The sequence below is a fragment of the Allobosea sp. FW305-C-101 genome, from assembly GCF_058783685.1.
Genome location: NZ_JBYSYT010000001.1, coordinates 1,250,239 through 1,271,876 on the forward strand (window position 1 = coordinate 1,250,239; position 21,638 = coordinate 1,271,876).

At 66.1% G+C, this 21,638-nt stretch carries 20 protein-coding genes; 13 read left to right on the plus strand and 7 right to left on the minus strand.

From position 1 onward, the window contains the following. Positions 1-186 precede the first annotated feature (186 nt). The 3 genes from AC3WMA_RS05890 to AC3WMA_RS05900 form a co-directional block, all read right to left on the minus strand. The gene (locus AC3WMA_RS05890; RefSeq protein ID WP_492284436.1) at positions 187-1,023 is read right to left on the minus strand and encodes a carbohydrate ABC transporter permease; all 837 of its coding nucleotides are present in this window, start codon (positions 1,021-1,023) and stop codon (positions 187-189) included. Then, positions 1,020-1,895 carry a carbohydrate ABC transporter permease gene (locus AC3WMA_RS05895; protein ID WP_492284756.1) on the minus strand — a complete coding sequence of 292 codons (876 nt, stop codon included), beginning with the start codon at positions 1,893-1,895 and terminating at the stop codon, positions 1,020-1,022. The genes AC3WMA_RS05890 and AC3WMA_RS05895 overlap by 4 nt, the downstream gene beginning before the upstream one ends. Positions 1,896-2,060: 165 nt before the next feature. Then, the gene (locus AC3WMA_RS05900; protein WP_492284437.1) at positions 2,061-3,443 is read right to left on the minus strand and encodes an ABC transporter substrate-binding protein; all 1,383 of its coding nucleotides are present in this window, start codon (positions 3,441-3,443) and stop codon (positions 2,061-2,063) included. Between the two features lie 234 nt (positions 3,444-3,677). On the opposite strand from AC3WMA_RS05900, the gene AC3WMA_RS05905 reads away from it, so the two are divergent. From AC3WMA_RS05905 to AC3WMA_RS05915, 3 genes are all read left to right on the plus strand, one after another. Beyond that, positions 3,678-4,658, plus strand: a complete 981-nt coding sequence (locus tag AC3WMA_RS05905; RefSeq protein WP_492284438.1) for an ABC transporter substrate-binding protein — start codon at positions 3,678-3,680, stop codon at positions 4,656-4,658. A gap of 31 nt (positions 4,659-4,689) precedes the next feature. Then, the gene (locus AC3WMA_RS05910) at positions 4,690-6,441 is read left to right on the plus strand and encodes an ABC transporter permease (protein WP_492284439.1); all 1,752 of its coding nucleotides are present in this window, start codon (positions 4,690-4,692) and stop codon (positions 6,439-6,441) included. Between the two features lie 67 nt (positions 6,442-6,508). Continuing rightward, positions 6,509-7,807 carry a GGDEF domain-containing response regulator gene (locus AC3WMA_RS05915; RefSeq protein WP_492284440.1) on the plus strand — a complete coding sequence of 433 codons (1,299 nt, stop codon included), beginning with the start codon at positions 6,509-6,511 and terminating at the stop codon, positions 7,805-7,807. 51 nt (positions 7,808-7,858) lie between these two features. Here the strand turns inward: AC3WMA_RS05915 and AC3WMA_RS05920 are convergent, their stop codons facing one another. Continuing rightward, positions 7,859-8,656, minus strand: coding sequence for an SDR family NAD(P)-dependent oxidoreductase (locus AC3WMA_RS05920; protein WP_492284441.1), 798 nt, complete (start codon positions 8,654-8,656; stop codon positions 7,859-7,861). 107 nt (positions 8,657-8,763) lie between these two features. Between AC3WMA_RS05920 and AC3WMA_RS05925 the strand changes: the two genes are divergently transcribed. Next, on the plus strand, positions 8,764-9,294 hold the full coding sequence (locus AC3WMA_RS05925) for a MarR family winged helix-turn-helix transcriptional regulator (protein ID WP_492284442.1): 531 nt from the start codon (positions 8,764-8,766) through the stop codon (positions 9,292-9,294). A gap of 15 nt (positions 9,295-9,309) precedes the next feature. Here the strand turns inward: AC3WMA_RS05925 and AC3WMA_RS05930 are convergent, their stop codons facing one another. Beyond that, positions 9,310-10,239 carry a LysR family transcriptional regulator gene (locus AC3WMA_RS05930; RefSeq protein ID WP_492284443.1) on the minus strand — a complete coding sequence of 310 codons (930 nt, stop codon included), beginning with the start codon at positions 10,237-10,239 and terminating at the stop codon, positions 9,310-9,312. A gap of 123 nt (positions 10,240-10,362) precedes the next feature. Between AC3WMA_RS05930 and AC3WMA_RS05935 the strand changes: the two genes are divergently transcribed. The 6 genes from AC3WMA_RS05935 (at position 10,363) to AC3WMA_RS05960 (ending at position 16,076) form a co-directional block, all read left to right on the plus strand. Beyond that, on the plus strand, positions 10,363-11,859 hold the full coding sequence (locus AC3WMA_RS05935) for a CoA-acylating methylmalonate-semialdehyde dehydrogenase (RefSeq protein ID WP_492284444.1): 1,497 nt from the start codon (positions 10,363-10,365) through the stop codon (positions 11,857-11,859). A gap of 22 nt (positions 11,860-11,881) precedes the next feature. After that, positions 11,882-12,373, plus strand: coding sequence for a hypothetical protein (locus AC3WMA_RS05940; protein WP_492284445.1), 492 nt, complete (start codon positions 11,882-11,884; stop codon positions 12,371-12,373). 53 nt (positions 12,374-12,426) lie between these two features. Then, on the plus strand, positions 12,427-13,581 hold the full coding sequence (locus AC3WMA_RS05945; protein ID WP_492284446.1) for an isobutyryl-CoA dehydrogenase: 1,155 nt from the start codon (positions 12,427-12,429) through the stop codon (positions 13,579-13,581). 136 nt (positions 13,582-13,717) lie between these two features. Continuing rightward, positions 13,718-14,605, plus strand: coding sequence for a 3-hydroxyisobutyrate dehydrogenase (gene mmsB, locus AC3WMA_RS05950; protein ID WP_492284447.1), 888 nt, complete (start codon positions 13,718-13,720; stop codon positions 14,603-14,605). Positions 14,606-14,648: 43 nt separating this feature from the next. Further along, a complete protein-coding gene (nudC, locus tag AC3WMA_RS05955) occupies positions 14,649-15,605 on the plus strand; it encodes an NAD(+) diphosphatase (protein ID WP_492284448.1) in 957 nt (318 codons plus the stop codon). Positions 15,606-15,629: 24 nt separating this feature from the next. After that, positions 15,630-16,076 carry a PaaI family thioesterase gene (locus AC3WMA_RS05960; protein WP_492284449.1) on the plus strand — a complete coding sequence of 149 codons (447 nt, stop codon included), beginning with the start codon at positions 15,630-15,632 and terminating at the stop codon, positions 16,074-16,076. 30 nt (positions 16,077-16,106) lie between these two features. On the opposite strand, the gene AC3WMA_RS05965 is transcribed toward AC3WMA_RS05960, so the two are convergent. Continuing rightward, complete coding sequence (locus AC3WMA_RS05965; protein WP_492284450.1) at positions 16,107-16,961, minus strand: prephenate dehydratase; 855 nt, start codon at positions 16,959-16,961, stop codon at positions 16,107-16,109. Between the two features lie 56 nt (positions 16,962-17,017). Further along, complete coding sequence (locus AC3WMA_RS05970; RefSeq protein ID WP_492284451.1) at positions 17,018-17,752, minus strand: 3-deoxy-manno-octulosonate cytidylyltransferase; 735 nt, start codon at positions 17,750-17,752, stop codon at positions 17,018-17,020. A gap of 203 nt (positions 17,753-17,955) precedes the next feature. Here AC3WMA_RS05970 and AC3WMA_RS05975 point away from each other — a divergent pair, with 203 nt between their 5' ends. The 3 genes from AC3WMA_RS05975 (at position 17,956) to AC3WMA_RS05985 (ending at position 21,638) form a co-directional block, all read left to right on the plus strand. Continuing rightward, positions 17,956-18,495 (plus strand): c-type cytochrome, encoded by a 540-nt coding sequence (locus AC3WMA_RS05975; RefSeq protein WP_492284452.1) that lies wholly within the window; start codon positions 17,956-17,958, stop codon positions 18,493-18,495. Between the two features lie 178 nt (positions 18,496-18,673). After that, a complete protein-coding gene (locus AC3WMA_RS05980) occupies positions 18,674-20,542 on the plus strand; it encodes an extracellular solute-binding protein (protein WP_492284453.1) in 1,869 nt (622 codons plus the stop codon). 7 nt (positions 20,543-20,549) lie between these two features. Next, positions 20,550-21,638 (plus strand): microcin C ABC transporter permease YejB, encoded by a 1,089-nt coding sequence (locus AC3WMA_RS05985; RefSeq protein ID WP_492284454.1) that lies wholly within the window; start codon positions 20,550-20,552, stop codon positions 21,636-21,638.

The window sequence follows — 21,638 nt, forward strand, 5'->3', positions numbered from 1 at the left end:
ATTCACTGTGACGGCTGTTCGCGGCGATGGCGAGGGCAATGAAGCAATCCGGCCATGCGGCGGAATCACCCGCGCGTCATGCCCGGGCCTGACTCGGGCATCTCTGGAAGGAAGGGCGCTTTTCCCCGCCTGAGATTCTCGGGTCGAAGCTGCGCTTCGCCCGAGAATGACGGCAAGACACCAGCTTCAGCTCTTCACCGCGCCCGAGGTCAGGCCACCGACCATGTTCTTGCGGAACAGGTAATAGATCACCGCCGGCGGGATGGCATAGAGCAAGCCCGCCGCCATCAGCAGGTTCCAGGGCGCATCGTCGGCCGAGAGAAAGAGACCGAGGCCCACCGCGAGCGGAACCGCCTTCTCCGAGGAGAGCAGCAGGAAGGCGTAGAGATACTCGTTCCAGGCGAGCAGCAGCGCATAGATGCCGATCACCACCATCGAGGGCTTCATCAGCGGCAGATAGACCAGTCGGAAGAGCTGGATCGAGGTCGCGCCATCCATCACCGCGGCCTCGTCGAGCTCCTTGGGCAGTTTGTCGGAGGCCTGCTTCAGCACCCAGATCGCATAGGGCGAAGCCAGCGCGACCATCGCGAGGATCAGCGAGGCCTGCGTGTTGAGCAGCCCGTAGGAGCCCATCGCCTTGTACATGGGGATGGCGAGGAACGCGGCCGGGATCAGGTAGGTCGCGAGCGCGAGGTTCATCATCGTGCGCCCGCCCCTGACCTTGAGGCGCGCGATGGCGAAGGCCGCGAAGGTGGCGACGAAGAGCGTGATCAGCCCGGTCGCGACCGCGATGAAGAAGCTGTTGAACATCTGCCGCCAGAAATTATGCAGGTAATAGTGCTGCTGGGCGAAGACGATCTGGAAGTTCTGCAGCGTCGGCTTGTCCGGCCAGAGCTTGCCGGCCAGCATCGATTCCTGGTTGGAGATCGAGAGCACGAAGAGGTGGTAGATCGGCAGCAGCGTCCAGACGAGGACGGGGATCGCGACCAGCAGCAGCTTGCCTTCGTCGAGGAACTTCTTCATGCGTCCGGCCCCTTCGACAGGCGCTTCACCATCACGAAGACCATCGGCAGGATCAGCGGCATGGCGACGATGATCGAGGCGATGCCGAGATCGAGATTGTTGTTGCGCATGTAGCGGATGCCGAGCGTCGCCAGCACGTGGTTGAGATCGCCCGGCCCGCCGCCGGTGAGCAGGTAGACGCTGTTGAAGTCGCCCAGCGTCCAGATCATCGAGAGCATGGTCGAGGTGACGTAGAGCGTCGCCAGCGAAGGCCAGGTGATGAAGCGGAACTGCTGCCAGCGATTGGCGCCGTCGACGCTTGCGGCCTCATAGAGGTCCTGCGCAATGGCGAGCCGGCCGGTGATCAGGATCAGCGTCCAGAACGGCAGCGACTTCCAGATGTGGACGAAGATCGAGGACATGAAGGCGAGCGTCGGATCGGTGAGCCAGCCCGGCCCCTCCATGATGCCGAACCACTGGAAGAGCTGCTGGTTCAGCATGCCGTTCTCGGGGTTCAGCATCACCCGGAAGGACAGGATGGTCGGAATCGAGGGCACCGCCCAGGGCAGGATGAACAGCACCAGGACGATGCGGATCCAGGGCCGCTGCTGCACGAAGAAGCCCGACAGCATGAGCGCGATCAGGAATTTCAGGTTCACCGCCACGAACAGGAAGATGATCGTGTTGACGACGGTGCGGATGAAGATCGGGTCGGCGAAGAGCGCCCGGTAGGAATTCCAGTTCAGGCCGAGCCAGAGGCCATAGGCCACCGGATAGACCACCATGACGGCGAAGACGAGCACATAGGGCGCCAGCATGATCGCCCCCCACATCGCGCGGTCGCGCGTGAACCCCGATGCGTCATCGCGCGGCGCCGCTAGCGGCGCGGTCATGGCGGCTGTGCTCATGGACTCTCCGTGACTTCATCACCCTGTGAAAGATACGCCGCGGCAATCCTTGCCGCGGCGGGTTCTCGATGCAAGCGGAACGAGCGCCGGGCTCTACTGTCCTAGCATCGGCTTGGCCCGAAAAGTGGGAGCCACTTTTCGGGCCGACGCTCAGCCGGCGATCTGCTTGATGCGGGCGATCATCTCGTCCACGGCCTGCTCGGCCGGGATCTTGTCCTGGACGACGCGGTTCACGGCCTTGGCCCAGACGTTCTCGGCGTTCACGGTCGTGAAGTTGTAGTTGTAGACGAACTGGAACGGCACCGTGCCGTCCTTGTACTGCTTGTAGACGACCGCGCGATGCGGGTCCTTGCCGTCGGACCAGAACGGCGCGTCGATCGCCTTCAGCGTCGTCGGCACCCAGCGGCCGGCCGAGCCCTCGACGAAGGGACGCAGGTTCTCGTCCTTCATGAAGAAGGCCATGAACTCCTTGGCGCGCTTCTTGTTCTTGGCTTCGGCAAAGATCACCGCGGTCTTGACGGCGGCGAGGTTGGTCATCTTGCTGCCGTCCGCCTTGAGCGGGAACTCGGCGGTGCGGATGTTGTCCTCGTAGTTCTTCTTGGCCGTCGCCCGCTGCTCGGCGGTCAGCGCCTGGTTGTTCATGTCGTCCATGTGCTTGCCGGCGATCGAGATCGTGGCGTTGTGCGTGGCGACGGTGGTGCGGTTGTGGAAGGCGACGTTGTTGTCGGGGTCCAGCCAGTTCACCGAGGACGGCGGCGTGCAGCCGCGCTGGAAGACGTTGGCGTAGGACTTCACCGCCTCGACCATCGCCTTCTTGTTCTCGGGCTGGTCGAGCACGATCTTGCCGTTCTCGTCGACGACCTTGGCGTTATAGGCGTTGGCGAAGGTCAGGAACGAATAGAAGGTGTCGGATGCTGCGATGCCCATCGGGTGGCCGATGCCGTAGACGCGCTTGCCCTTGGCGCGCATCGCGCCCTGGACTTTGTCGCACCAGAAGTCCCAATAGCCGTCCCAGGTCTTCGGGATGTCGGCTTCCTTGAAGCCCGCCTCCTCCAGCATGTCCTTCCAGTAGGTGATGTGCATCATCTGCTGCTCGACCGGGAAGGCATAGTATGACTTCTTGCCGGCCTTGCCGTTCATCAGGAAGGTGGTCGAGAGCGCCATCGGCTGGAACTCGCCCTTCAGCGGCTCGATCACGTCCGAGACGTCCTCGAGCTTGCCGTCATAGGCCCATTTGCCGGTGGTGCGGAAATCATAGGTGGTGCAGAAGCCGACATCCGGCGGCGTGCCGGCATCGACGGCACCGACCGACTTGGTGACGCAGTCCTCGGTCGCGTAGAGCGAGAGCTCGACCTTGACGCCCGTCGCCTTCTGGAACTTGTCGACGACGGCGAGCAGCGCGTCGTCCTCGCCCTTGTAGAAGCCCTTGGTGAACCAGGCCGTCAGCGTCTCCTGCGCCATGGCGGCGCCGGACCAGCCCGCGACCACCGCCGCGACAGCCGTTCCCATGGCAAAATGCCGTACAAGCTTCATCCGATATCCTCCCGTTTAAACCGTTTTAAAGCGACCTTATGGTCGTCTTGCCGCGACCCTAATCGAAAAGCCCTGCACGAAACAAGCCGGCGCGCTCGCCGAAAATAGTATTTCTAATTCCAGGCTGCACAACCGTTCCACTGGAGAAACATTCGGCCATTTCATGGAACTGTCATGTGGCAGGTCTACCGGCAGCGCCATCTCGCAATAGCGATCAAGAGATGGAGTTCCGACATGCAGCGCAAGGCCCTGAGCGCCTTCATTCTCGCGGCGGGCCTGGCGGCCGCGCCGCAGGTCCTCGCCACTGAGGGCAAGCTGGTGCTCTATACCAGCCAGCCCAATACCGACGCCCAGCAGACCATCGACGCCTTCAAGGCGAAGTATCCCAAAGTCGATGTCTCCTTCGTGCGCGACGGCACGCCGCGCGTCATGGCGAAACTGAAGGCCGAGTTCGAGGCCGGTGCCCCGCAGGCCGACGTGCTGCTCATCGCCGATGCCGTGACGATGGAAGGCCTCAAGAAAGACGGCCGCCTGCTCGCCCATGACAAGGCCAATGTCGCGGCCTATCCGGCCGGCATCCACGACCCGCAGAAGATGTGGTTCGCGACCAAGCTGATCACCACCGGCATCGTCTACAACACCAAGGCCACGATGAAGCCCGCGAGCTGGACCGACCTCGTCAAGCCGGAGGCGAAGAACCAGCTGGCCATGCCGAGCCCGCTGAACTCGGGCGCCGCCCTGATCCATACGATCACGCTGACCAGCAATCTCAAGGACGGTTGGGGCTTCTACGAGAAGCTCAAGGAGAACGGCACGCTGGCCGCCGGCGCCAATGGCGACATCCTGCGCCAGGTCGCCACCGGCGAGAAGCTCTACGGCATGATCGTCGACTTCATGCCGATCCGCGAGAAGGCCAAGGGCGCGCCGGTCGAGTTCGTCTTCCCGAGCGAGGGCGTCTCCGCCGTCAGCGAGCCGGTCGCGATCCTGAAGAGCAGCAAGAACCCGGAAGCCGCCAAGGCCTTCATCAACTTCCTGCTCTCGAAGGAGGGCCAGGAGCTCGCGCTGAAGCAGGGCTATGTCGCGGCGCATCCGGACGTCGCCCTGCCGGCCGGCTATCCCGCCCGCAGCGCGATCAAGCTGATGGCCTTCGACGCCGCCAAGGCGCTCGCCGACGAGACCGCCGCCCGCAAGCGCTTCGGTTCGATCTTCGAGTGATGCCGGATTTGCTGTCGCAGCGGCCGGCGCCATGACGCTGGCCCTTGCCCGAAACAGCCGGCGGGAGCCCGCGATCGCGGCCCCGCCGGTTTCGCGTCTGCGCCTGCCGGAAGGCTGGGGCCTGCCGGCGCTCGTCGTCGCGGTCGCGCTGCTGCTCGGCGGCCTGCCCTTCTTCCGGCTGGTGCTGGCTGCCTTCGCGCCCGGCTGGCAGTTCGCGCCGGGCGAGGCCTTCGCGGAGATGACGAGCCGCGCGGCCGTCACCGCGACCTGGCACACGCTGGAGACGGCCTCGCTCTCGGCGCTCGGCGCACTCCTCGTCGGTGGCATCGTCGCGCTGGCGCTCGGCGTCACCGATGTCAGGGGCAAGCGCCCGCTCGCCTTCGCCTTCGTGTTCTCGATGATGATCGCGCCGCAGGTGGCGGCGCTCGCCTTCCTCAGCCTGCTCGCACCGAACTCGCCAATCCTGTCGCTGATCGGCCTCGCGCCGCCGCCCGGCACGCCGAACCCGCTGCTCGGGCGCGGCGGCATCATCCTCGTCATGGCGCTGCATCATGCGCCGCTCGTCGCGATCACGCTCTGGACCGGGCTGCGCAGCATTCCGCAGTCGCTGGTCGAAGCCGCGCAGATGGAAGGCGCCGCGCCCGCGACCATCACCACCCGGATCGTCATCCCGGTGCTGCGGCCCCAGATCATCGCCGCCGGGCTCATCGCCTTCGTCGCGGGCGTCGGCAATTTCGGCATCCCTGCCCTGCTCGGCCTGCCCGTGAACTACCTGACGCTGCCGACCCTGATCTACCGCCGGCTGTCGAGCTTCGGTCCCTCGAGCCTCGGGGAGACGGCGGCTCTCGCCGTGCTCGTCGGCATGGTCGCGGCACTCGGCATCGTCGCGGCCGCGCTCGCCGCCCGCAATCAGCGCGGCAAGGTCGAGATCGAGCGACCGCTCGAGCCGTATTGGCTGCTCGGCCCGGCCCGCCCCTTCGTCGCCGCCGGCCTCTGGCTATTGCTCACGCTGAAACTCGGCCTGCCGCTGCTCGCCCTGTTGAGTGAAGCGCTGACGCCGGCACTCGGCGTTCAACTCTCCTGGCAGACGCTGACCGTCGACAAGTTCACGGAAGTTCTGTTCCGGCAGGCCGTGACCATGCGCGCCTTCCGCAATTCGCTGCTCTTCGCGGGCAGCGCCGCGCTGATCCTCGCCATCCTCGCGATCGTCTTCGCCTATGCGCTGGAGCGGCGGCTCGGCAAGCTCCGGCGCGGCGTCGAATTGATGATCGAACTGCCCTATTCCCTGCCCGGCATAGTGCTCGCCATCGCCTGCATCCTGATCTTCCTGAAGCCGCTGCCGCTGATCGGCGTCAGCATCTACGGCACGCCCTTCATCATCCTCTTCGCCTATCTCGCCCGCTTCCTGCCGCTGGCGCTGAAGGCGCCGGTCGCGGCGATGGCGCAGATCGAGGCGCATCACGAGGATGCAGCGAAGCTCGACGGTGCCGGCCTCACGCAGATGCTGCGCTTCATCGTCGCCCCGATCCTGGCGCCGGCAGCCGCCGTCTCGGCGCTGATGGTCTTCCTCGTCGCCTTCAACGAACTCACCGTCTCGGCGCTGCTCTGGTCCTCGGGCACCGAGACGCTCGGCGTCGTGCTGTTCAGTCTGAAGGAAGCGGGTCTCGCCGGCGAGGCGGCAGCGGTCGCGATCAGCGCCTGCGCGGTCATCCTCGTGGTTATGCTGGTGCTCGACCTGATCGGCCGCAACCGGCAGCACAATATCCTGCCATGGCGGATTTGACGGGTCTCATAAGGCCTGACGGGCAGATGTGACGGAAAATTAAACTTGCGAGCGCCCTAGATGGAGCATGGGTGCCCATCAGACATTGCAGGCCAGGCCGGAGCCCGTACCGGACGATCGACAGATCCTCGTCATCGAGGACTCGCGGACATTCTCGCTCGCGCTGCGGCAGATGCTCCAGGCCGAGACCGGATTGCCGGTCACGACCTGCGCCTCGCTCAAGGAGGTCAGCGACCTGATCGTCGCCGCGCCCGGCGCCTATGCGATCGCGGTCGTCGACCTCAACCTGCCAGACGCGCCGCGCGGCGAGGCGCTCGACTGGACCGTGACGCACGGCATCCCCTCGGTCGTCTTCACCGCCACTTTCGACCTCGCGACGCGCGGCCGGAACATGGAGCGGGAGGTCATCGACTACGTCCTGAAGGACAATGAATTCGCCCTTCCCAACCTCGTCGGCACGGTCAAGCGGGCGCTGAACAACCGCAATACCCGCATCCTCGTCGTCGACGATACCCGTACCACCCGTAAGGTGCTCGCGCGGATGCTGTCGATCCAGCAATATGCCGTGGTCGAGGCCGGCTCCGGGCAGGAAGCGCTGACGATCCTGGGAAGCAATCCCGATATCCAGCTCGTCGTCAGCGACTACTACATGCCGGACATGGACGGGTTCGAGCTGGCGCGGCGCATCCGCCGCCATCATCCGGACGTGCGTGTCCTCGGCATCTCCTCCTCCACCGACCGGCAGACCTCGGCGGGCTTCCTCAAGGCCGGCGCACATGACTTCGTCTCTCGCCCCTTCGTGCTGGAGGAGCTGCAATGCCGCATCGCCTCCAATGTCGAGGTTCTCGACCAGCTCCGGCAGTTGCAGGATCTCGCCGCGCGCGACTTCCTTACCGGCCTGTTCAATCGCAGGCATTTCTTCGCCCGCGGCCGGCAGCTTGTCAGCGAAGCCCGCGAGATGGGCCTGCCGATCTCGGTCGCCATTCTCGACATCGATCATTTCAAGCGGCTCAACGACCGCCACGGCCATGACGGCGGCGACAAGGCGCTGACGGCCGTCGCGCGGACGCTCGGCACCATGGCCGAGCGCGGCTTCAATCTGCTCGCCCGCATCGGCGGCGAGGAGTTCGCCATCATCTTCCCGGGCGCCGATCTCACCGAGGCCGAGCGCCTGTGCGGCGACATCCGCGCAGCCATTGCCGGCTCGCCCCTCGTCATCAACGGGGAAACCCTGCCGCTTACGGTCTCGATCGGCGTCGCCGCGCTCACGCCCGATGCCATGCTCGAGACCTGTCTCGGCCAGGCGGACGAGGCGCTCTACGTCGCCAAGCAGGATGGGCGCGACAGGGTCCGCACCGCCGCCTGAGGCGCGGCAAACCGCCTCGCGACGAAGCGACTTGCCGACCGGCCATTCTTCTCAGGCGACGTAGCGGGGCGCCGGCTTGCGAGTCTGCGATGCCGCGATGATGGCGCCGCGAGCCTGCTCGAAGCCGACCCAGAGCCCTTCATCGGCCACCGACGGCCAGGTGATGGTCTCGCCTCGGTCGAGCCCGGCCAGCGCCGCATCGACGAGCTCATCCACGACCATCACCTTCTCGGGGTCGAAGCTTTCCAGCGGCACGCCCGCCAGTTCCCAGATGTCGGTCGCCGTCGCCGGCGGATGCACGCTCTGGACCGTCACGCCCGTCCCCTCGACTTCCGCCTGCAGGCCGCGCGAGAAGGCCAACACGAACGCCTTGGTCGCGCTGTAGACCGCGCTATGCGGCAGCGTGTGGAGGCTGAGGATCGAGGCGATGTTGACGATCGTGCCACGGTTGCGGGCGACGAGGCCCGGCAAGACCGCATGAGTCAGCCGGGTCAGCGCCGTGACGTTCAGCGCGATCTGCGCGATCGAATCCGCGACCGAGGCCTTCGCGATCGGCGCAAAACGGGCGATGCCGGCATTGTTGACGAACAGCTCGATATCGTCCCGCGCGACGAGATTCTGCTCGACCCGTGCGAGATCGGCCTCGTCCGCGAGATCGGCGACCAGAAGCTCAACCTTGCGGGCATGGGCCGAGACGATGCGGTCAGCGACCTCCTGCAGCCGGTCGCGCCGGCGCGCGATCAGCAGCAGATCATAGCCGCGGGCGGCGAGGCGATCAGCGTAGACAGCGCCGATGCCGGCGGAAGCGCCGGTGATGACGGCGAGCTTGCGGTGGGAAAGCGTGCTCATGATGCAAACCTCGTTGATTGAGCACTCAACTTTTTTTGTTGAGTGCTCAATCAAATGGGGCGCGCTACCCCTCTTTCAATAGTGCGGGGCTCAACTATTTTAGGATCATGGATCAGATCCCGGCCACTGAGGCGGATGATTGCGCCACTCCCAGCGTCCTTCCGGAAGCAGCCCTCGCGCTCGCCTGCACCAATACCGCCCTGCGCCGCGCGACGCGGCGGCTCGGCCAACTTTATGACGATGCCATCTCGCCGCTCGGCCTCAAGGCGACCCAGTTCGGGCTGCTCGTCGCCATCAACGGGCTCAGCGAACAGGACAAGGGGCCGACGCTCAACGAGATCGCAACACACCAGCTTGTCCAGATCTCGGCGCTGACCCATGCGTTGCGCCCGCTGGTTCGGGATGGTCTCGTCGCGCTTCAGCCCGACCTGGAAGACCGGCGCAGCAAGCGGGCGACCCTCACCCCTGCCGGCCGGAGCCTCATGCAGCAGGCCATCTCACGCTGGGCCGATGCCAATGGCCGGATCGAGACGACGCTTGGCCCGACGGTTGCGGGAAACCTGCGAGCGTTGGCCGATCTGATATCGTCCGAGCGCTTCCTTGCCGCCTATCACGGCGGGCTACCGCTCAAGCCATAAGGCTTCGCCCCCGCGCTACTCGGCCGCGATGCGCGGCTCCGACCTGTGCTCGCCCATCAGCAGGGCGCGTGAGGCCTTGACCTCGCGGACGACGAAATCGACGATGGCGCGCACCCGCGCCACGTCCTTCAGGTCGGCATGGACCAGCAGCCAGAATGAGCGCGTGATCGAGACCGTCTCGGGCAGGACGGGCACGAGCCGCTTCTCCCCTTCCGCCATGAAATGATGGATCACGCCGATGCCGGCGCCCGCCGTCACGGCATTCATCTGGGCGATGACGCTCGAGCTCTGGACATGGGCGCGCAGGCCCTTGGCGACCTCGTCGAGATAGTCGAGCTCAGGCGAGAAGATGAGATCGTCGATATAGCCGATGATGCGGTGCTCGAAGAGATCCTCCGGCTTGGTCACCGGCGGCATCGAGGCCAGGTATTCCGGCGAGGCGTAGAGGCCGAGGCGATAGTCCGAAAGCTTGCGTGCGACGACCTTGCCTTCCTTGGGCGGAGCGAGCGTGATCGCGACATCGGCCTCGCGCTTCGACAGCGAGAGCAGGCGCGGCATGGCGATGAGCTGGATCTCCAGCCCCGGATAGGACTTGGCGAACAGCGCCAGCCGCGGCGCCAGGAAGGAGGTGCCGAAGCCGTCGGGCGCGCCGATCCTGACCGTGCCGGACAGCGCCATGTCGGCGCCGCCGATATCGCTCTGGATCGCCAGCGCCTCGGTCTCCATACTCTCGGCCTTGGCGAGCAGGCGCTCGCCATGGGCGGTCAACGTGTAGCCTTGAGGGCGGCGTTCGAAGAGCTTGGCCTTGAGCGCCTCCTCCAGCGAGGTGATGCGGCGCGAGACGGTGGCATGGTCGGCGCCAAGCCGGCGCGCAGCAGCCGTAAGCCTCCCCGAGCGTGCCACGGCCAGAAAGAAGCGGAGGTCGTCCCAGTCGAAGCGCTCCAAGGCTCTCTCCCATATTTGTGTTTACGCACGACCAGCGTTTCACACTCGCTATAGCCGTGCGCAAACGAGAATGGTAGGGGAGATAGCAAGATCAACACACCACCAATTCGTAGGGAGGACGCGATGCGTCAGGTTGGGCATTTCATCGGCGGCAAGCATGTCGCGGGGACTTCAGGCCGCACGGCCGACATCTACCAGCCGATGGACGGCACGATCATCGGCAAGGTCGCCCTCGCCTCGGCCGCCGAGCTCGACGCCGCCGTGCAGAACGCCGCCGAGGCGCAGCCGAAATGGGCCGCGACCAATCCGCAGCGCCGCGCCCGCGTGCTGATGAAGTTCCTCGACCTGATCGCGCAGAACAATGACGAGCTCGCCGAGCTGCTCGCCCGCGAGCACGGCAAGACCATTCCCGACGCCAAGGGCGACATCCAGCGCGGCGTCGAGGTGATCGAGTATTCGCTCGGCGTGCCCGGCCTGATGAAGGGCGAGTACACCGACGGCGCCGGCCCCGGCATCGACATCTACTCGATGCGCCAGCCGCTCGGCGTCTGCGCCGGCATCACGCCGTTCAACTTCCCGGCTATGATCCCGCTCTGGAAGCTCGGCCCCGCGATCGCCTGCGGCAATGCCTTCATCCTGAAGCCGTCCGAGCGCGACCCGGGCGTGCCGATGCGCTTCGCCGAACTCTTCATCGAGGCGGGCGGCCCTCCCGGCATCCTCAACGTCGTTAACGGCGACAAGGAATCGGTCGACGCGATCCTCGACAATCCCGAGATCAAGGCGGTCGGCTTCGTCGGCTCGACCCCGATCGCGGAATACATCTACAGCCGCGGCTGTGCCAACGGTAAGCGCGTGCAGTGCTTCGGCGGCGCCAAGAACCACATGATCATCATGCCCGACGCCGACATGGACCAGACGGTCGACGCCCTGATCGGCGCCGGCTTCGGCTCCGCCGGCGAGCGCTGCATGGCGATCTCGGTCGCCGTCCCGGTCGGCAAGGGCACCGCCGACGAGCTGGTGAAGCGCCTGATCCCGCGCGTCGAGAGCCTGAAGATCGGCCCCTCGACCGACGTCAACGCCGATTACGGCCCGGTCGTGACCAAGGCGGCGATGGAGAAGATCAAGTCCTATGTCGATGTCGGCGTCCAGGAAGGCGCCAAGCTGCTGGTCGACGGCCGCGATTTCAAGATGCAGGGCTACGAGAACGGCTTCTATGTTGGCGGCTGCCTGTTCGACAACGTCACCAAGGACATGCGCATCTACAAGGAAGAGATCTTCGGGCCGGTGCTCTCGGTGCTGCGCGCCGACACCTATGAAGAGGCGCTGAAGCTCACCAACGACCACGAATACGGCAACGGCACGGCGATCTTCACCCGCGACGGCGATGCGGCGCGCGACTTCGCCTCGAAGGTTCAGGTCGGCATGGTCGGCATCAACCTGCCGATCCCGGTTCCGCTGGCCTATTACACCTTCGGCGGCTGGAAGCGCTCCTCCTTCGGCGACCTCAACCAGCACGGGCCGGACTCGATCCGCTTCTACACCAAGACCAAGACGGTGACGGCGCGCTGGCCGAGCGGTATCAAGGACGGTGCGAGCTTCGTCATCCCGACGATGAACTGAGGCGCCACCGACGGAGGAGCCCATGGAGCGACCACTGCGGATCATCGCATCGTCGCTCCTGCTTCTCTGCGGACCGCTGCAGGCCCGGTCGGAAAGCCCCGCGCCCGACGCCGCTCCTTCGGCCGAGGAGTTGCTCTGCGACGCGGCCGCCAACGGCACCCTCACCCTGCACGAAACGCAACTGACCCGTTGCCGCCAGCTCTGGCGCCAGCGGGTCGATGCGGCGAGGGCCCGAAGCCAGGACTATCTCGAACGGATGATCGAGGAAGGCCGGTTGCGACGGGAGTTCGAGGCGAGCCTGCCATCGCCCCCTCCCCCGCCCGTGACGGTCGATACGTTCCTCCGCGGCGATCTCGCCTATGGCGACGTAGTGGTGACCGACAAGGGACCGCGCGTCTTCATAGGCAAGCCCGGGGAAGCCGCGACGGCCGAGGATTTCGTTGCCCTCGACTCGGCCCGGTCGCCGCATCGTGGCCGCGCCAAGGCCTATGGCGGGGCTTACCCGCAGCCGTAATCTCAGGCCGCGACGCCGCGGCCCGCCGCCCCCATCCAGCAGGAGCGCAAGCCTTGAGCCCGTTTTCCCTGACCGAGGACCAGATCGCCATCCGCGACATGGCGCAGGACTTCGCCGCCGAGACACTGGCACCCCATGCCGCACGCTGGGACGAGGAGAAGCATTTCCCGATCGAGGAGATGCGCGCCGCCGCGGCGCTCGGCATGGGCGGCATCTATATCCGCGACGATGTCGGCGGCTCCGGCCTGACGCGGCTCGACGCCGCGCTGATCTTCGAGGCGCTCTCGACCGGCTGCCCGACGGTCGCGGCCTATATCTCGATCCACAACATGTGCGCCTGGATGATCGACCGCTACGGTTCGGACGAGCAGCGGCAGCGTTTCCTGCCTAGGCTCTGCACGATGGAGCATCTGGCGAGCTACTGTCTGACCGAACCCGGCGCCGGCTCGGACGCTGCAGCTCTGAAGACCAAGGCCGTGCTGGACGGCAACCACTATGTCCTCGACGGGCAGAAGCAGTTCATCTCGGGCGCCGGCGTCTCGGACGTCTATGTCGTGATGGCGCGCACCGGCGAGGCCGGCCCCGGAGGCATCTCGACCATCGTCGTCGAGAAGGACACGCCCGGCCTCTCCTTCGGCGTCAACGAGAAGAAAATGGGCTGGAACGCCCAGCCGACGCGGGCCGTGATCTTCGAGAACTGCCGCGTGCCGGTGGCCAACCGTCTCGGCCCGGAAGGCATCGGCTTCAAGATCGCCATGGCAGGCCTCGATGGCGGGCGGCTCAATATCGGTGCCTGCTCGCTCGGCGGCGCCCAGGGCGCGCTCGACCGCTCTCTCGCCTATGCCAGGGAGCGCAAGGCCTTCGGCTCGGCGATCGCTGATTTCCAGGCGCTGCAGTTCAAGCTCGCCGACATGGCGACCGAGCTGGAAGCGGCCCGCAGCCTGCTCTGGCGCGCGGCTGCTGCCCTCGACGCCAAGACGCCGGACGCGACCAAGCTCTGCGCCATGGCCAAGCGCATCGCCACCGATACAGGCTTCGAGGTCGCCAACCACGCCCTGCAGATCCATGGCGGCTACGGCTATCTCGCCGATTACGGCATCGAGAAGATCGTTCGGGACCTGCGCGTCCACCAGATCCTTGAGGGGACCAACGAGGTGATGCGCATGATCGTCGCGCGCGGGCTGGTTGGTCGATCGAAGGGGAATTGACCGCCAAAGGCGGTCATCCCGGACGCCGAAAGGCGATCCGGGATCGCATGACGAATAGGCACCTTTTTCTGACGACGATCCCGGATCGCCTGCGGCGTCCGGGATGACACCAAGACAACATCGGGAGAAGCGCAGCATGACCAACATCGCCTTCATCGGCCTCGGCAATATGGGCGGCCCGATGGCCGGGAATCTCGTCAAGGCCGGGCACAGCGTCAAAGCCTTCGATCTCGCGCAGGCCTCGAAGGATGCCGCGGCCGAGATGGGCGTCGGCATCGCGGGCTCGGCCAAGGAGGCGGTGGCCGAGGCGGAGGTCGTCGTGACGATGCTGCCGGCCGGCAAGCATGTGCTCGCCGTCTGGGGCGACATCCTGCCGGCGGTGAAGCCCGGCACGCTGCTGATCGATTCCTCGACCATCGATGTCGAGAGCGCCCGCAAGGCCCATGCGCTGGCGACCGAGCGCGGCTGCCTCTCGCTCGATGCCCCGGTCTCGGGCGGCACCGGCGGCGCCAAGGGCGCGACGCTGACCTTCATGGTCGGCGGCAGCGAGGATGCCTTCGCCAAGGGCGAGCCGATCCTCGCCAAGATGGGCCGCAAGATCGTGCATTGCGGCGGCGCCGGCAACGGCCAGGCGGCCAAGATCTGCAACAACATGATCCTGGGCATCTCGATGATCGGCGTCTCCGAGGCCTTCGTGCTCGGCGAGAAGCTCGGCCTGTCGCATCAGGCGCTGTTCGACGTCGCCTCGACCTCGTCCGGCCAGTGCTGGTCCCTGACCACCTATTGCCCGGTGCCCGGCCCGGTGCCGACCTCGCCGGCCAATAACGAGTACAAGCCGGGCTTCGCCTCGGCGCTGATGCTGAAGGATCTGAAGCTGGCGCAGGAAGCGGCGCAGGCGGCAGGCGCCTCGACCCCGCTCGGCGCGGCCGCCGCGCAGCTCTTCGGCCTGCACAATGCCTGGGGCGAAGGCGGCACGGATTTCTCCGGCATCATCCACCTCCTGCGCGGACGCGGGGAGGCGTGAGACGCGCTTGCGCGGCGAGGCGGAGCGGGTCTAGACCCGTATCATGAACGACGCCCTGCCTCGCCGCGAACGCTCCTCCCTCACAGGCTTCGCGATCAACCGGCTCGACCGGCGCGAAGACCTGCGCAACCAGCCCAATGCGGTGACGGCCTTGCGCCACCGCTCGGACACGCGGATCGCGGTCGTCGCCGGCGAGACGCCGATCCTGAAGCGCCTCGACGGCGATGCTTTCTCGGTCTGGTTCAGCCATGGCGAGGCCGAAATCCTCGGCCCGGCCACTGAGGAAATCTTCATGGGGCTGGCCGAGGACGGCACGCCCCGCTTCGGACGCCTGCTCGACAAGGCGCTGGCCGAGCCGCTGAAGGAGCGGGCCGAGCTGTTCGTCACGGACCTGCGCTCGGTCGCGCTGAAGCGCATCGTGCCGGAGGACGAGGTCGGCCCCCTCGGTGAGGCCAAGGCCGTGCTCGACTGGCACGCCCGCCACCGCTTCTGTGCGCAATGCGGCGGACAGACGGTCGCCGGCGCCTCGGGTTGGCGGCGCGAATGCACATCCTGCGGCGCGATGCATTTCCCGCGCACCGACCCGGTCGTGATCATGCTGGTGACGCGCGGCGATGCCTGCCTGCTGGCGCGTCAGGCCCGGTTCGCGCCGGGCATGTATTCCTGCATCGCCGGCTTCGTCGAACCGGGCGAGACGCTGGAGGACGCGGTCAGGCGCGAGAGCTGGGAAGAGGCGGGCCTCAGGGTCGGTGCCGTGCGCTACCTCGCCTCGCAGCCCTGGCCCTTCCCCTCCTCGATCATGATGGGCTGCATCGCCGAGGCGCTGGGCGACGAGATCACGCTCGACTTGACCGAGCTGGAAGAAGGCCGCTGGTTCCCGCGCGAAGAGGTGCTGCAGATGCTGGAGGGCAAGCATCCCGACGGCCTCGCCTGCCCGCAGCATATCGCCATCGCCAACACGCTGGTGCGAGCCTGGGCGCTCGAAGGCGAGCGCATCTAGTCCGCCCATCCTGGAGAGCCGGACATGTCCTCTGAGCTGCGTGACGTCGAGGAGCGCATCCGGTCGAGCTTCGCCAGGCAGGGCCTGATGACGACGCTGGGGGCCAGCCTCGGCAGCGTCGCGCCGGGCTTTGTCGAGATCGTCCTGATACCGGGCCCGGCCGTCTCGCAGCAGCACGGCTTCGTCCATGCCGGCGCCGTCAGCGCCATCGCCGATTCGGCCGCAGGCTATGCCGGCTTGAGCCTGATGCCGCCCGGACGCGGCGTGTTGACGACGGAGTTCAAGATAAATCTCGTCGCGCCAGCCATGGGCGAGCGCATCATCGCGCGCGGCGAGGTCGTGAAGAGCGGCCGGACGCTGACCCTCGCCCAAGCCAAGGTGTTCGCTCAGACCGGCGGACAAGAGAAACTCGTCGCGCTGCTGACCGCGACGCTGATGGCCATCGAGGGGCAGGAAGGCGTCAGCGACTGACGCCTTCCCCGATAGGCCGCCAAGCGCGCGTTACTCGCCGGCTTCCTCGATCGTCGAGCGGAAATCATTGGCGGGGTAGACGCCCATGATCTTCATCTCCTTGGAGAAATAGGAGAGTTCGTCGAGCGCGCGCCGGAGCGCCGGGTCGTCGGGGTGCCCCTCGACATCGGCATAGAACATCGTCGCCGAGAAATGGCCATCGACCATGTAGCTTTCCAGCTTGGTCATGTTGATGCCGTTGGTCGCGAAGCCGCCCATCGCCTTGTAGAGCGCGGCCGGGATGTTGCGGACGCGGAACATCAGCGTCGTCACGGTCTTGCCCACGCCCTGCCGGGCATATTCCGGGTATTTGGAGAGCACGACGAAACGCGTGGTGTTGTGCTTCTCGTCCTCGATATCCTCCATCAGGATGTCGAGGCCATAGACCTCCGCCGCGATGCGCGGGGCGATGGCCGCGCGCGTCATGTCATTGGCCTCGGCGACTTGACGGGCGGAGCCGGCGGTGTCGGCGGCGACCTCGGCCTTGAGGCCGAGCTTGCGGATGATCTTCCGGCACTGGCCGAGCGCATGGATGTGGCTCTGCACGGTCTGGATCGTCGCCAGCGTCGCGCCCTTCGCCGCCATCAGGTGGAAGCGGATCGGCAGGAAATGCTCGCCGATGATGTGCAGGCCCGAGCGCGGCAGCAGATGATGGATATCGGCGACGCGGCCGGCGATCGAGTTATCGATCGGGATCATGCCGTAGCGGGCCTTGCCGTCGCTGACGGCAGAGAGCGCGTCCTCGAAGGTGGCGCAGGGCAGAAGCTCGCAGTCCGGAAACACCTGGAGGGCTGCCTGCGAAGAGAACGCTCCGGGCTCACCCTGATAAGACACGACGAAGGACATGGGACGACTTCAGGCTCCTCGGCTTCTTGTTATGACGCGGTTTGGCCGATCCGGCTTCAGCGCGCTTTCAGGATCGCGCGGGCGCGATCGAGATCGGGGGGCGTATCGACGCCACGCGGCACGTGGTCGATGACCATGACGTCGATGCGCATGCCGTCTTCCAGCGCGCGCAATTGCTCCAGCTTCTCGCGCAGCTCCAGCGGCGATTGCGGCAGGCTGACGAAACGGTCGAGCGCGGCGCGGCGATAAGCGTAGAGGCCGACATGGTGATAGAGCGGTCCCTCGCCATAAGGTGCAGTCGCCCGCGTGAAATAGAGCGCGCGCATATGGCCCGGCGCGATCTCGCTGCCGATGAGCTTCACGACGCTCGGCGCCGTCTTTTCCTCCTCGTCATCGATCACGCCGGCCAGCGTCGCGATATCCACAGCCGGATCGGCGAGCGGCTTCACCGCCGCGGCGATGGCTGAGGGCGCCAGCGTCGGGAAATCGCCCTGCACATTGACGATGATGTCGTAATGACGCTGCGGATCGAGGATGTCGGCTGCCTCCTTGATCCGGTCCGAGCCGGTCTGGTGATCCGCGCTGGTCATCACCGCCTTGCCGCCGGCCGCCTCGATCGCGGCGGCGATGTCCGGCGCATCGGTCGCCACCGCGACGTCCCCGGCCCCGGATTCGACGGCACGGCGCCAGACATGGACGATCATCGGCTCGCCATGGATATCGGCAAGCGGCTTGCCGGGCAGGCGCGTCGCCTGCATGCGGGCCGGGATCAGGATCAGCGGATGGGCCATTTTCTGAAGCGTGCTCGGCTGGGCTACCGCCGGTGAAAACCGGTGGCGGCAAAAAGTCTCAAAGAGTGCGTGCTTATACGAGTTGCAATGAAGCGCGCAAAGCGGTTAAGCAACGGCGGAAGCTGGAGCCTTTCAAGACTCCGGCCAAGCGCTATCTCGTCTCCCGCGCCTCGGCCGCGGAAGGCTCCCAGGGTTCGGACACGATGAACATCGAAGCCAACAAGATTGCCGGCGCGGTTCTTTCCACGCTGCTCGTCGTGATGGGCCTCAACATGACGGCCGGCATCGTTTTCGCGCCGCGCAAGCCTGCCGTGTCGGGCTTCGAGCTGCCGAGCGAGGAGCCTGCTGCAGCAGGCGGAGCGGCCGCCGCCGTGGCGGAAGAGCCGATCGCGGTGCGCCTCGCCAAGGCCGACATCGCCAAGGGCGAGAAGGCCACCGCCGCCTGCAAGGCCTGCCACACCTTCGACAAGGGCGGCGCCAACAAGGTCGGCCCGCATCTCTTCGGCGTCTTCGGCCGCAACGAGGGCTCGGTCGCCGGCTTCGGCTATTCGGCCGCGATGAAGGGCCGCACCGAGAAGACCTGGGACGCCGACGCGCTCGACCATTTCCTGAAGAACCCGAAGGCTTACGTGCCCGGCACGATCATGGCCTTCGCCGGCATCGCCAAGCCCGAGACCCGCGCCGATGTCGTCGCCTATCTGAACTCGCTGGCGGATTCGCCGGTGCCGCTGCCGAAGCCCTGAGACGGCACGACCAACGGCTCATCAGCGATCACGAAGCCGGGCTTTGCCCGGCTTTTTCATTTCCGTGCCTTGCTCCCACCCCGCGCCTGCCCGCACAATCCGCCTCCTGCCAGCCATTGCCGTAACCTTGCGCGCAGGCGACACAGGACAACGGCGAATCAGACGGAGACGCGAAACGATGGCGATGCGCATCACACGCCGCAGATTGCTGGAGGCCACGGGTGCCGCAACCGTCGCGGGTGCCTTGCCCCAGCTTCCTCAAGCGGCGCTGGCGCAGGACGTCGAATCGCACGGGCTCTCGACCTTCGGCGAACTCGCGCTGCCCGCGGATTTCCCGCATTTCGCCTATGTGAATCCCAAGGCGCCCAAGGGCGGCTCGCTGACGATCCAGATCAAGCGGGCCGGCGGCAACCAGAGCTTCGACACCTTCAACACGCTGAACACCTTCGTCCTCCAGGGCGACGGCGCGGCCGGCATGGATGCCTGCTTCGACAGCCTGATGACCGGCTCGGGCGACGAACCGGGCTCGCTCTACGGCTTGCTGGCCAAGAGCGTCGCCGTCTCCGCCGACAAGCTGACCTATCGCTTCCGCCTGCGGCCCGAAGCGAAGTTCCATGATGGCTCGCGGGTGACGGCGCGCGACGCCGCCTTCTCGATGAACATTCTGAAGGCGAAGGGGCACCCCTCCTACCGGCTCCTGCTCAACGAGCTTGTCTCGTCGGAAGCCGAGGGCGACGACATCCTCGTGGTGAAGCTCTCGCCGAAGCGCGGGCGCGACCTGCATCTGGTCGTCGCCGGCCTGCCGGTCTTCTCCGAGAAATACTGGTCGACGCGGGATTTCGCGGCGTCGACACTGGAGCCGCCGCTCGGTTCCGGCGCCTACAAGGTCGGGCGCTTCGAGCAGGGGCGCTTCATCGAGTTCGAGCGCGTGCCGGACTACTGGGCGAAAGACTTAGCCGTGAATATCGGCACCAATAATTTCGACCGCGTGCGCTGGGAATATTTCCGCGACCGGCAGGTCGCGTTCGAGGCCTTCAAGGGCGGCGCCATCACCTTCCAGGAAGAGTTCACCTCGCGCATCTGGGCGACGGGCTATGATTTCCCGGCCGTGCACGAGGGCAAGGTCAAGAAGGAAACCCTGCCGAAGACCGAGCCGGTCGGCTCGCAGGGCTGGGTCTACAACACGAGGCGCGAGAAGTTCGCCGATCCGCGCATCCGCGAAGCGCTCGGGCTCGCCTTCGATTTCGAGTGGACGCGCAAGAACATCATGTTCGGCTTCTTCGAGCGGATGACCTCCTATTTCGAGAACTCGGATTCCAAGGCCGTCGGCAAGCCCTCCGCCGAAGAACTCAAGCTGCTCGAACCCTGGCGCGGCAAGGTGCCGGACGAGGTCTTCGGCGAACCCTTCCTGCCGCCGGTCTCGGACGGCTCGGGCAGCGACCGCAACCTCCTGCGCAAGGCCGATGAGATGCTGCGCGCCGCCGGCTGCAAGCGCGACGGCAATGTGCTGAAGCTGCCGAACGGGCAGCCCTTCGAGATCGAGTTCCTCGATTCCAATCCGGCCCTGCAGCCGCATACGCAGCCCTTCCAGGCCAATCTCAAGCGGCTCGGCATCAACGCCACCTCCCGCCTCGTCGACCCCGCGCAGTACCAGCGCCGCCTCGACGAGTTCGATTTCGACATCATCAGCCGGGCGCTCTCGGGCGGCGCGATCCCGAGCGACACGATGCGCATCGTCTATGGCTCGGAAGCGGCGAAGACCAAGGGCTCGCGCAATGTCGGCGGCATCAGCCACCCCGCCATCGACGCGATGATCGAGGCGATCGGCCAGGCCAAGACCTATGCCGACTGCATCGTCGCCGCGAAATGCCTCGACCGCCTGCTGCGCGCCGGGCGCTACTGGATCCCGATGTGGTGGAACGACGAGGAATGGCTGGCCTATTGGGACATGTACGACCGGCCGGCGACCAAGCCGAAATTCGCCTCCGGCGCACCCGCGACCTGGTGGTTCGACGCCGAGAAGGCCAAGCGGATCGGAAAGGCGTGAGCGGGGCATGCTGAGCTATATCGCCCGGCGCCTCGCGCTGATGGTGCCGACCCTGTTCGGCATCCTGCTGGTCTCCTTCGTCATCGTGCAGTTCGCGCCGGGCGGGCCGGTCGAGCGCGTGATCTCGCAGCTCCAGAACCCGAACAGCGGCGGCGCGGCCGACCGCGTCGGCGGCGGCCAGATGGGCGATGCCGGGGCGCAGAGCGACGGATCGGCCTATCGTGGTGCCCAAGGTCTCGACCCCGCCTTCATCAAGGAGCTGGAAAAGCAGTTCGGCTTCGACAAGCCGGCGCATGAGCGCTTCCTGAAGATGCTCGGCGACTATGCCCGCTTCGATTTCGGCCGCTCCTATTTCCGTGATGCTCCGGTGCTGCAGCTGATCAAGGAGAAGCTGCCGGTCTCGATCACGCTCGGCCTGTGGATGACGCTGATCTCCTATGCGATCTCGATCCCGCTCGGCATCCGCAAGGCGGTGAAGGAGGGCTCGCGCTTCGACACCTGGACGAGCGCGGTCGTCATCGTCGGCTACGCCATCCCGAGCTTCCTGTTCGCGATCCTGCTGATCGTGCTCTTCGCCGGCGGCTCGTTCTGGCAGATCTTCCCCTTAAGAGGCCTGACCTCCGACAACTGGGCCGAGCTCAGCCTGTTCGGCAAGGCCAAGGACTATCTCTGGCACATCACCCTGCCGGTTCTGGCGATGGCGCTCGGCGCCTTCGCGACCTCGACGCTCTTGACCAAGAACTCCTTCCTCGACGAAATCCGGAAGCAGTACGTGCTGACCGCGCGGATGAAGGGCCTGAGCGAGAGCGGCGTGCTCTACGGCCATGTCTTCCGCAACGCGATGCTGATCGTCATCGCCGGCTTCCCCGGCGCCTTCGTGCATGCGCTCTTCGCGGGCTCGCTGCTGATCGAGACGATCTTCTCGCTCGACGGGCTCGGGCTCCTGTCCTTCGAGGCGATCGTCAACCGCGACTATCCCGTGGTTTTCGCCAATCTCTACATCTTCTCGCTGATCGGCCTCGTCGTGCACCTCGTCACCGACCTGACTTATAGCTGGGTCGATCCGCGCATCGATTTCGAGAGCCGGGAGGCGTGA

Excerpts from the sequence above, each read along its gene's own strand:
- AC3WMA_RS05890 (WP_492284436.1), bottom strand. The coding sequence starts at position 1,023 with ATGAAGAAGTTCCTCGACGAAGGCAAGCTGCTGCTGGTCGCGATCCCC.
- AC3WMA_RS05895 (WP_492284756.1), bottom strand. The coding sequence starts at position 1,895 with ATGACCGCGCCGCTAGCGGCGCCGCGCGATGACGCATCGGGGTTCACG.
- AC3WMA_RS05900 (WP_492284437.1), bottom strand. The coding sequence starts at position 3,443 with ATGAAGCTTGTACGGCATTTTGCCATGGGAACGGCTGTCGCGGCGGTG.
- AC3WMA_RS05905 (WP_492284438.1), top strand. The coding sequence starts at position 3,678 with ATGCAGCGCAAGGCCCTGAGCGCCTTCATTCTCGCGGCGGGCCTGGCG.
- AC3WMA_RS05910 (WP_492284439.1), top strand. The coding sequence starts at position 4,690 with ATGACGCTGGCCCTTGCCCGAAACAGCCGGCGGGAGCCCGCGATCGCG.
- AC3WMA_RS05915 (WP_492284440.1), top strand. The coding sequence starts at position 6,509 with ATGGGTGCCCATCAGACATTGCAGGCCAGGCCGGAGCCCGTACCGGAC.
- AC3WMA_RS05920 (WP_492284441.1), bottom strand. The coding sequence starts at position 8,656 with ATGAGCACGCTTTCCCACCGCAAGCTCGCCGTCATCACCGGCGCTTCC.
- AC3WMA_RS05925 (WP_492284442.1), top strand. The coding sequence starts at position 8,764 with ATGGATCAGATCCCGGCCACTGAGGCGGATGATTGCGCCACTCCCAGC.
- AC3WMA_RS05935 (WP_492284444.1), top strand. The coding sequence starts at position 10,363 with ATGCGTCAGGTTGGGCATTTCATCGGCGGCAAGCATGTCGCGGGGACT.
- AC3WMA_RS05940 (WP_492284445.1), top strand. The coding sequence starts at position 11,882 with ATGGAGCGACCACTGCGGATCATCGCATCGTCGCTCCTGCTTCTCTGC.
- mmsB (WP_492284447.1), top strand. The coding sequence starts at position 13,718 with ATGACCAACATCGCCTTCATCGGCCTCGGCAATATGGGCGGCCCGATG.
- nudC (WP_492284448.1), top strand. The coding sequence starts at position 14,649 with ATGAACGACGCCCTGCCTCGCCGCGAACGCTCCTCCCTCACAGGCTTC.
- AC3WMA_RS05960 (WP_492284449.1), top strand. The coding sequence starts at position 15,630 with ATGTCCTCTGAGCTGCGTGACGTCGAGGAGCGCATCCGGTCGAGCTTC.
- AC3WMA_RS05965 (WP_492284450.1), bottom strand. The coding sequence starts at position 16,961 with ATGTCCTTCGTCGTGTCTTATCAGGGTGAGCCCGGAGCGTTCTCTTCG.
- AC3WMA_RS05970 (WP_492284451.1), bottom strand. The coding sequence starts at position 17,752 with ATGGCCCATCCGCTGATCCTGATCCCGGCCCGCATGCAGGCGACGCGC.
- AC3WMA_RS05975 (WP_492284452.1), top strand. The coding sequence starts at position 17,956 with ATGAACATCGAAGCCAACAAGATTGCCGGCGCGGTTCTTTCCACGCTG.
- AC3WMA_RS05980 (WP_492284453.1), top strand. The coding sequence starts at position 18,674 with ATGGCGATGCGCATCACACGCCGCAGATTGCTGGAGGCCACGGGTGCC.
- AC3WMA_RS05985 (WP_492284454.1), top strand. The coding sequence starts at position 20,550 with ATGCTGAGCTATATCGCCCGGCGCCTCGCGCTGATGGTGCCGACCCTG.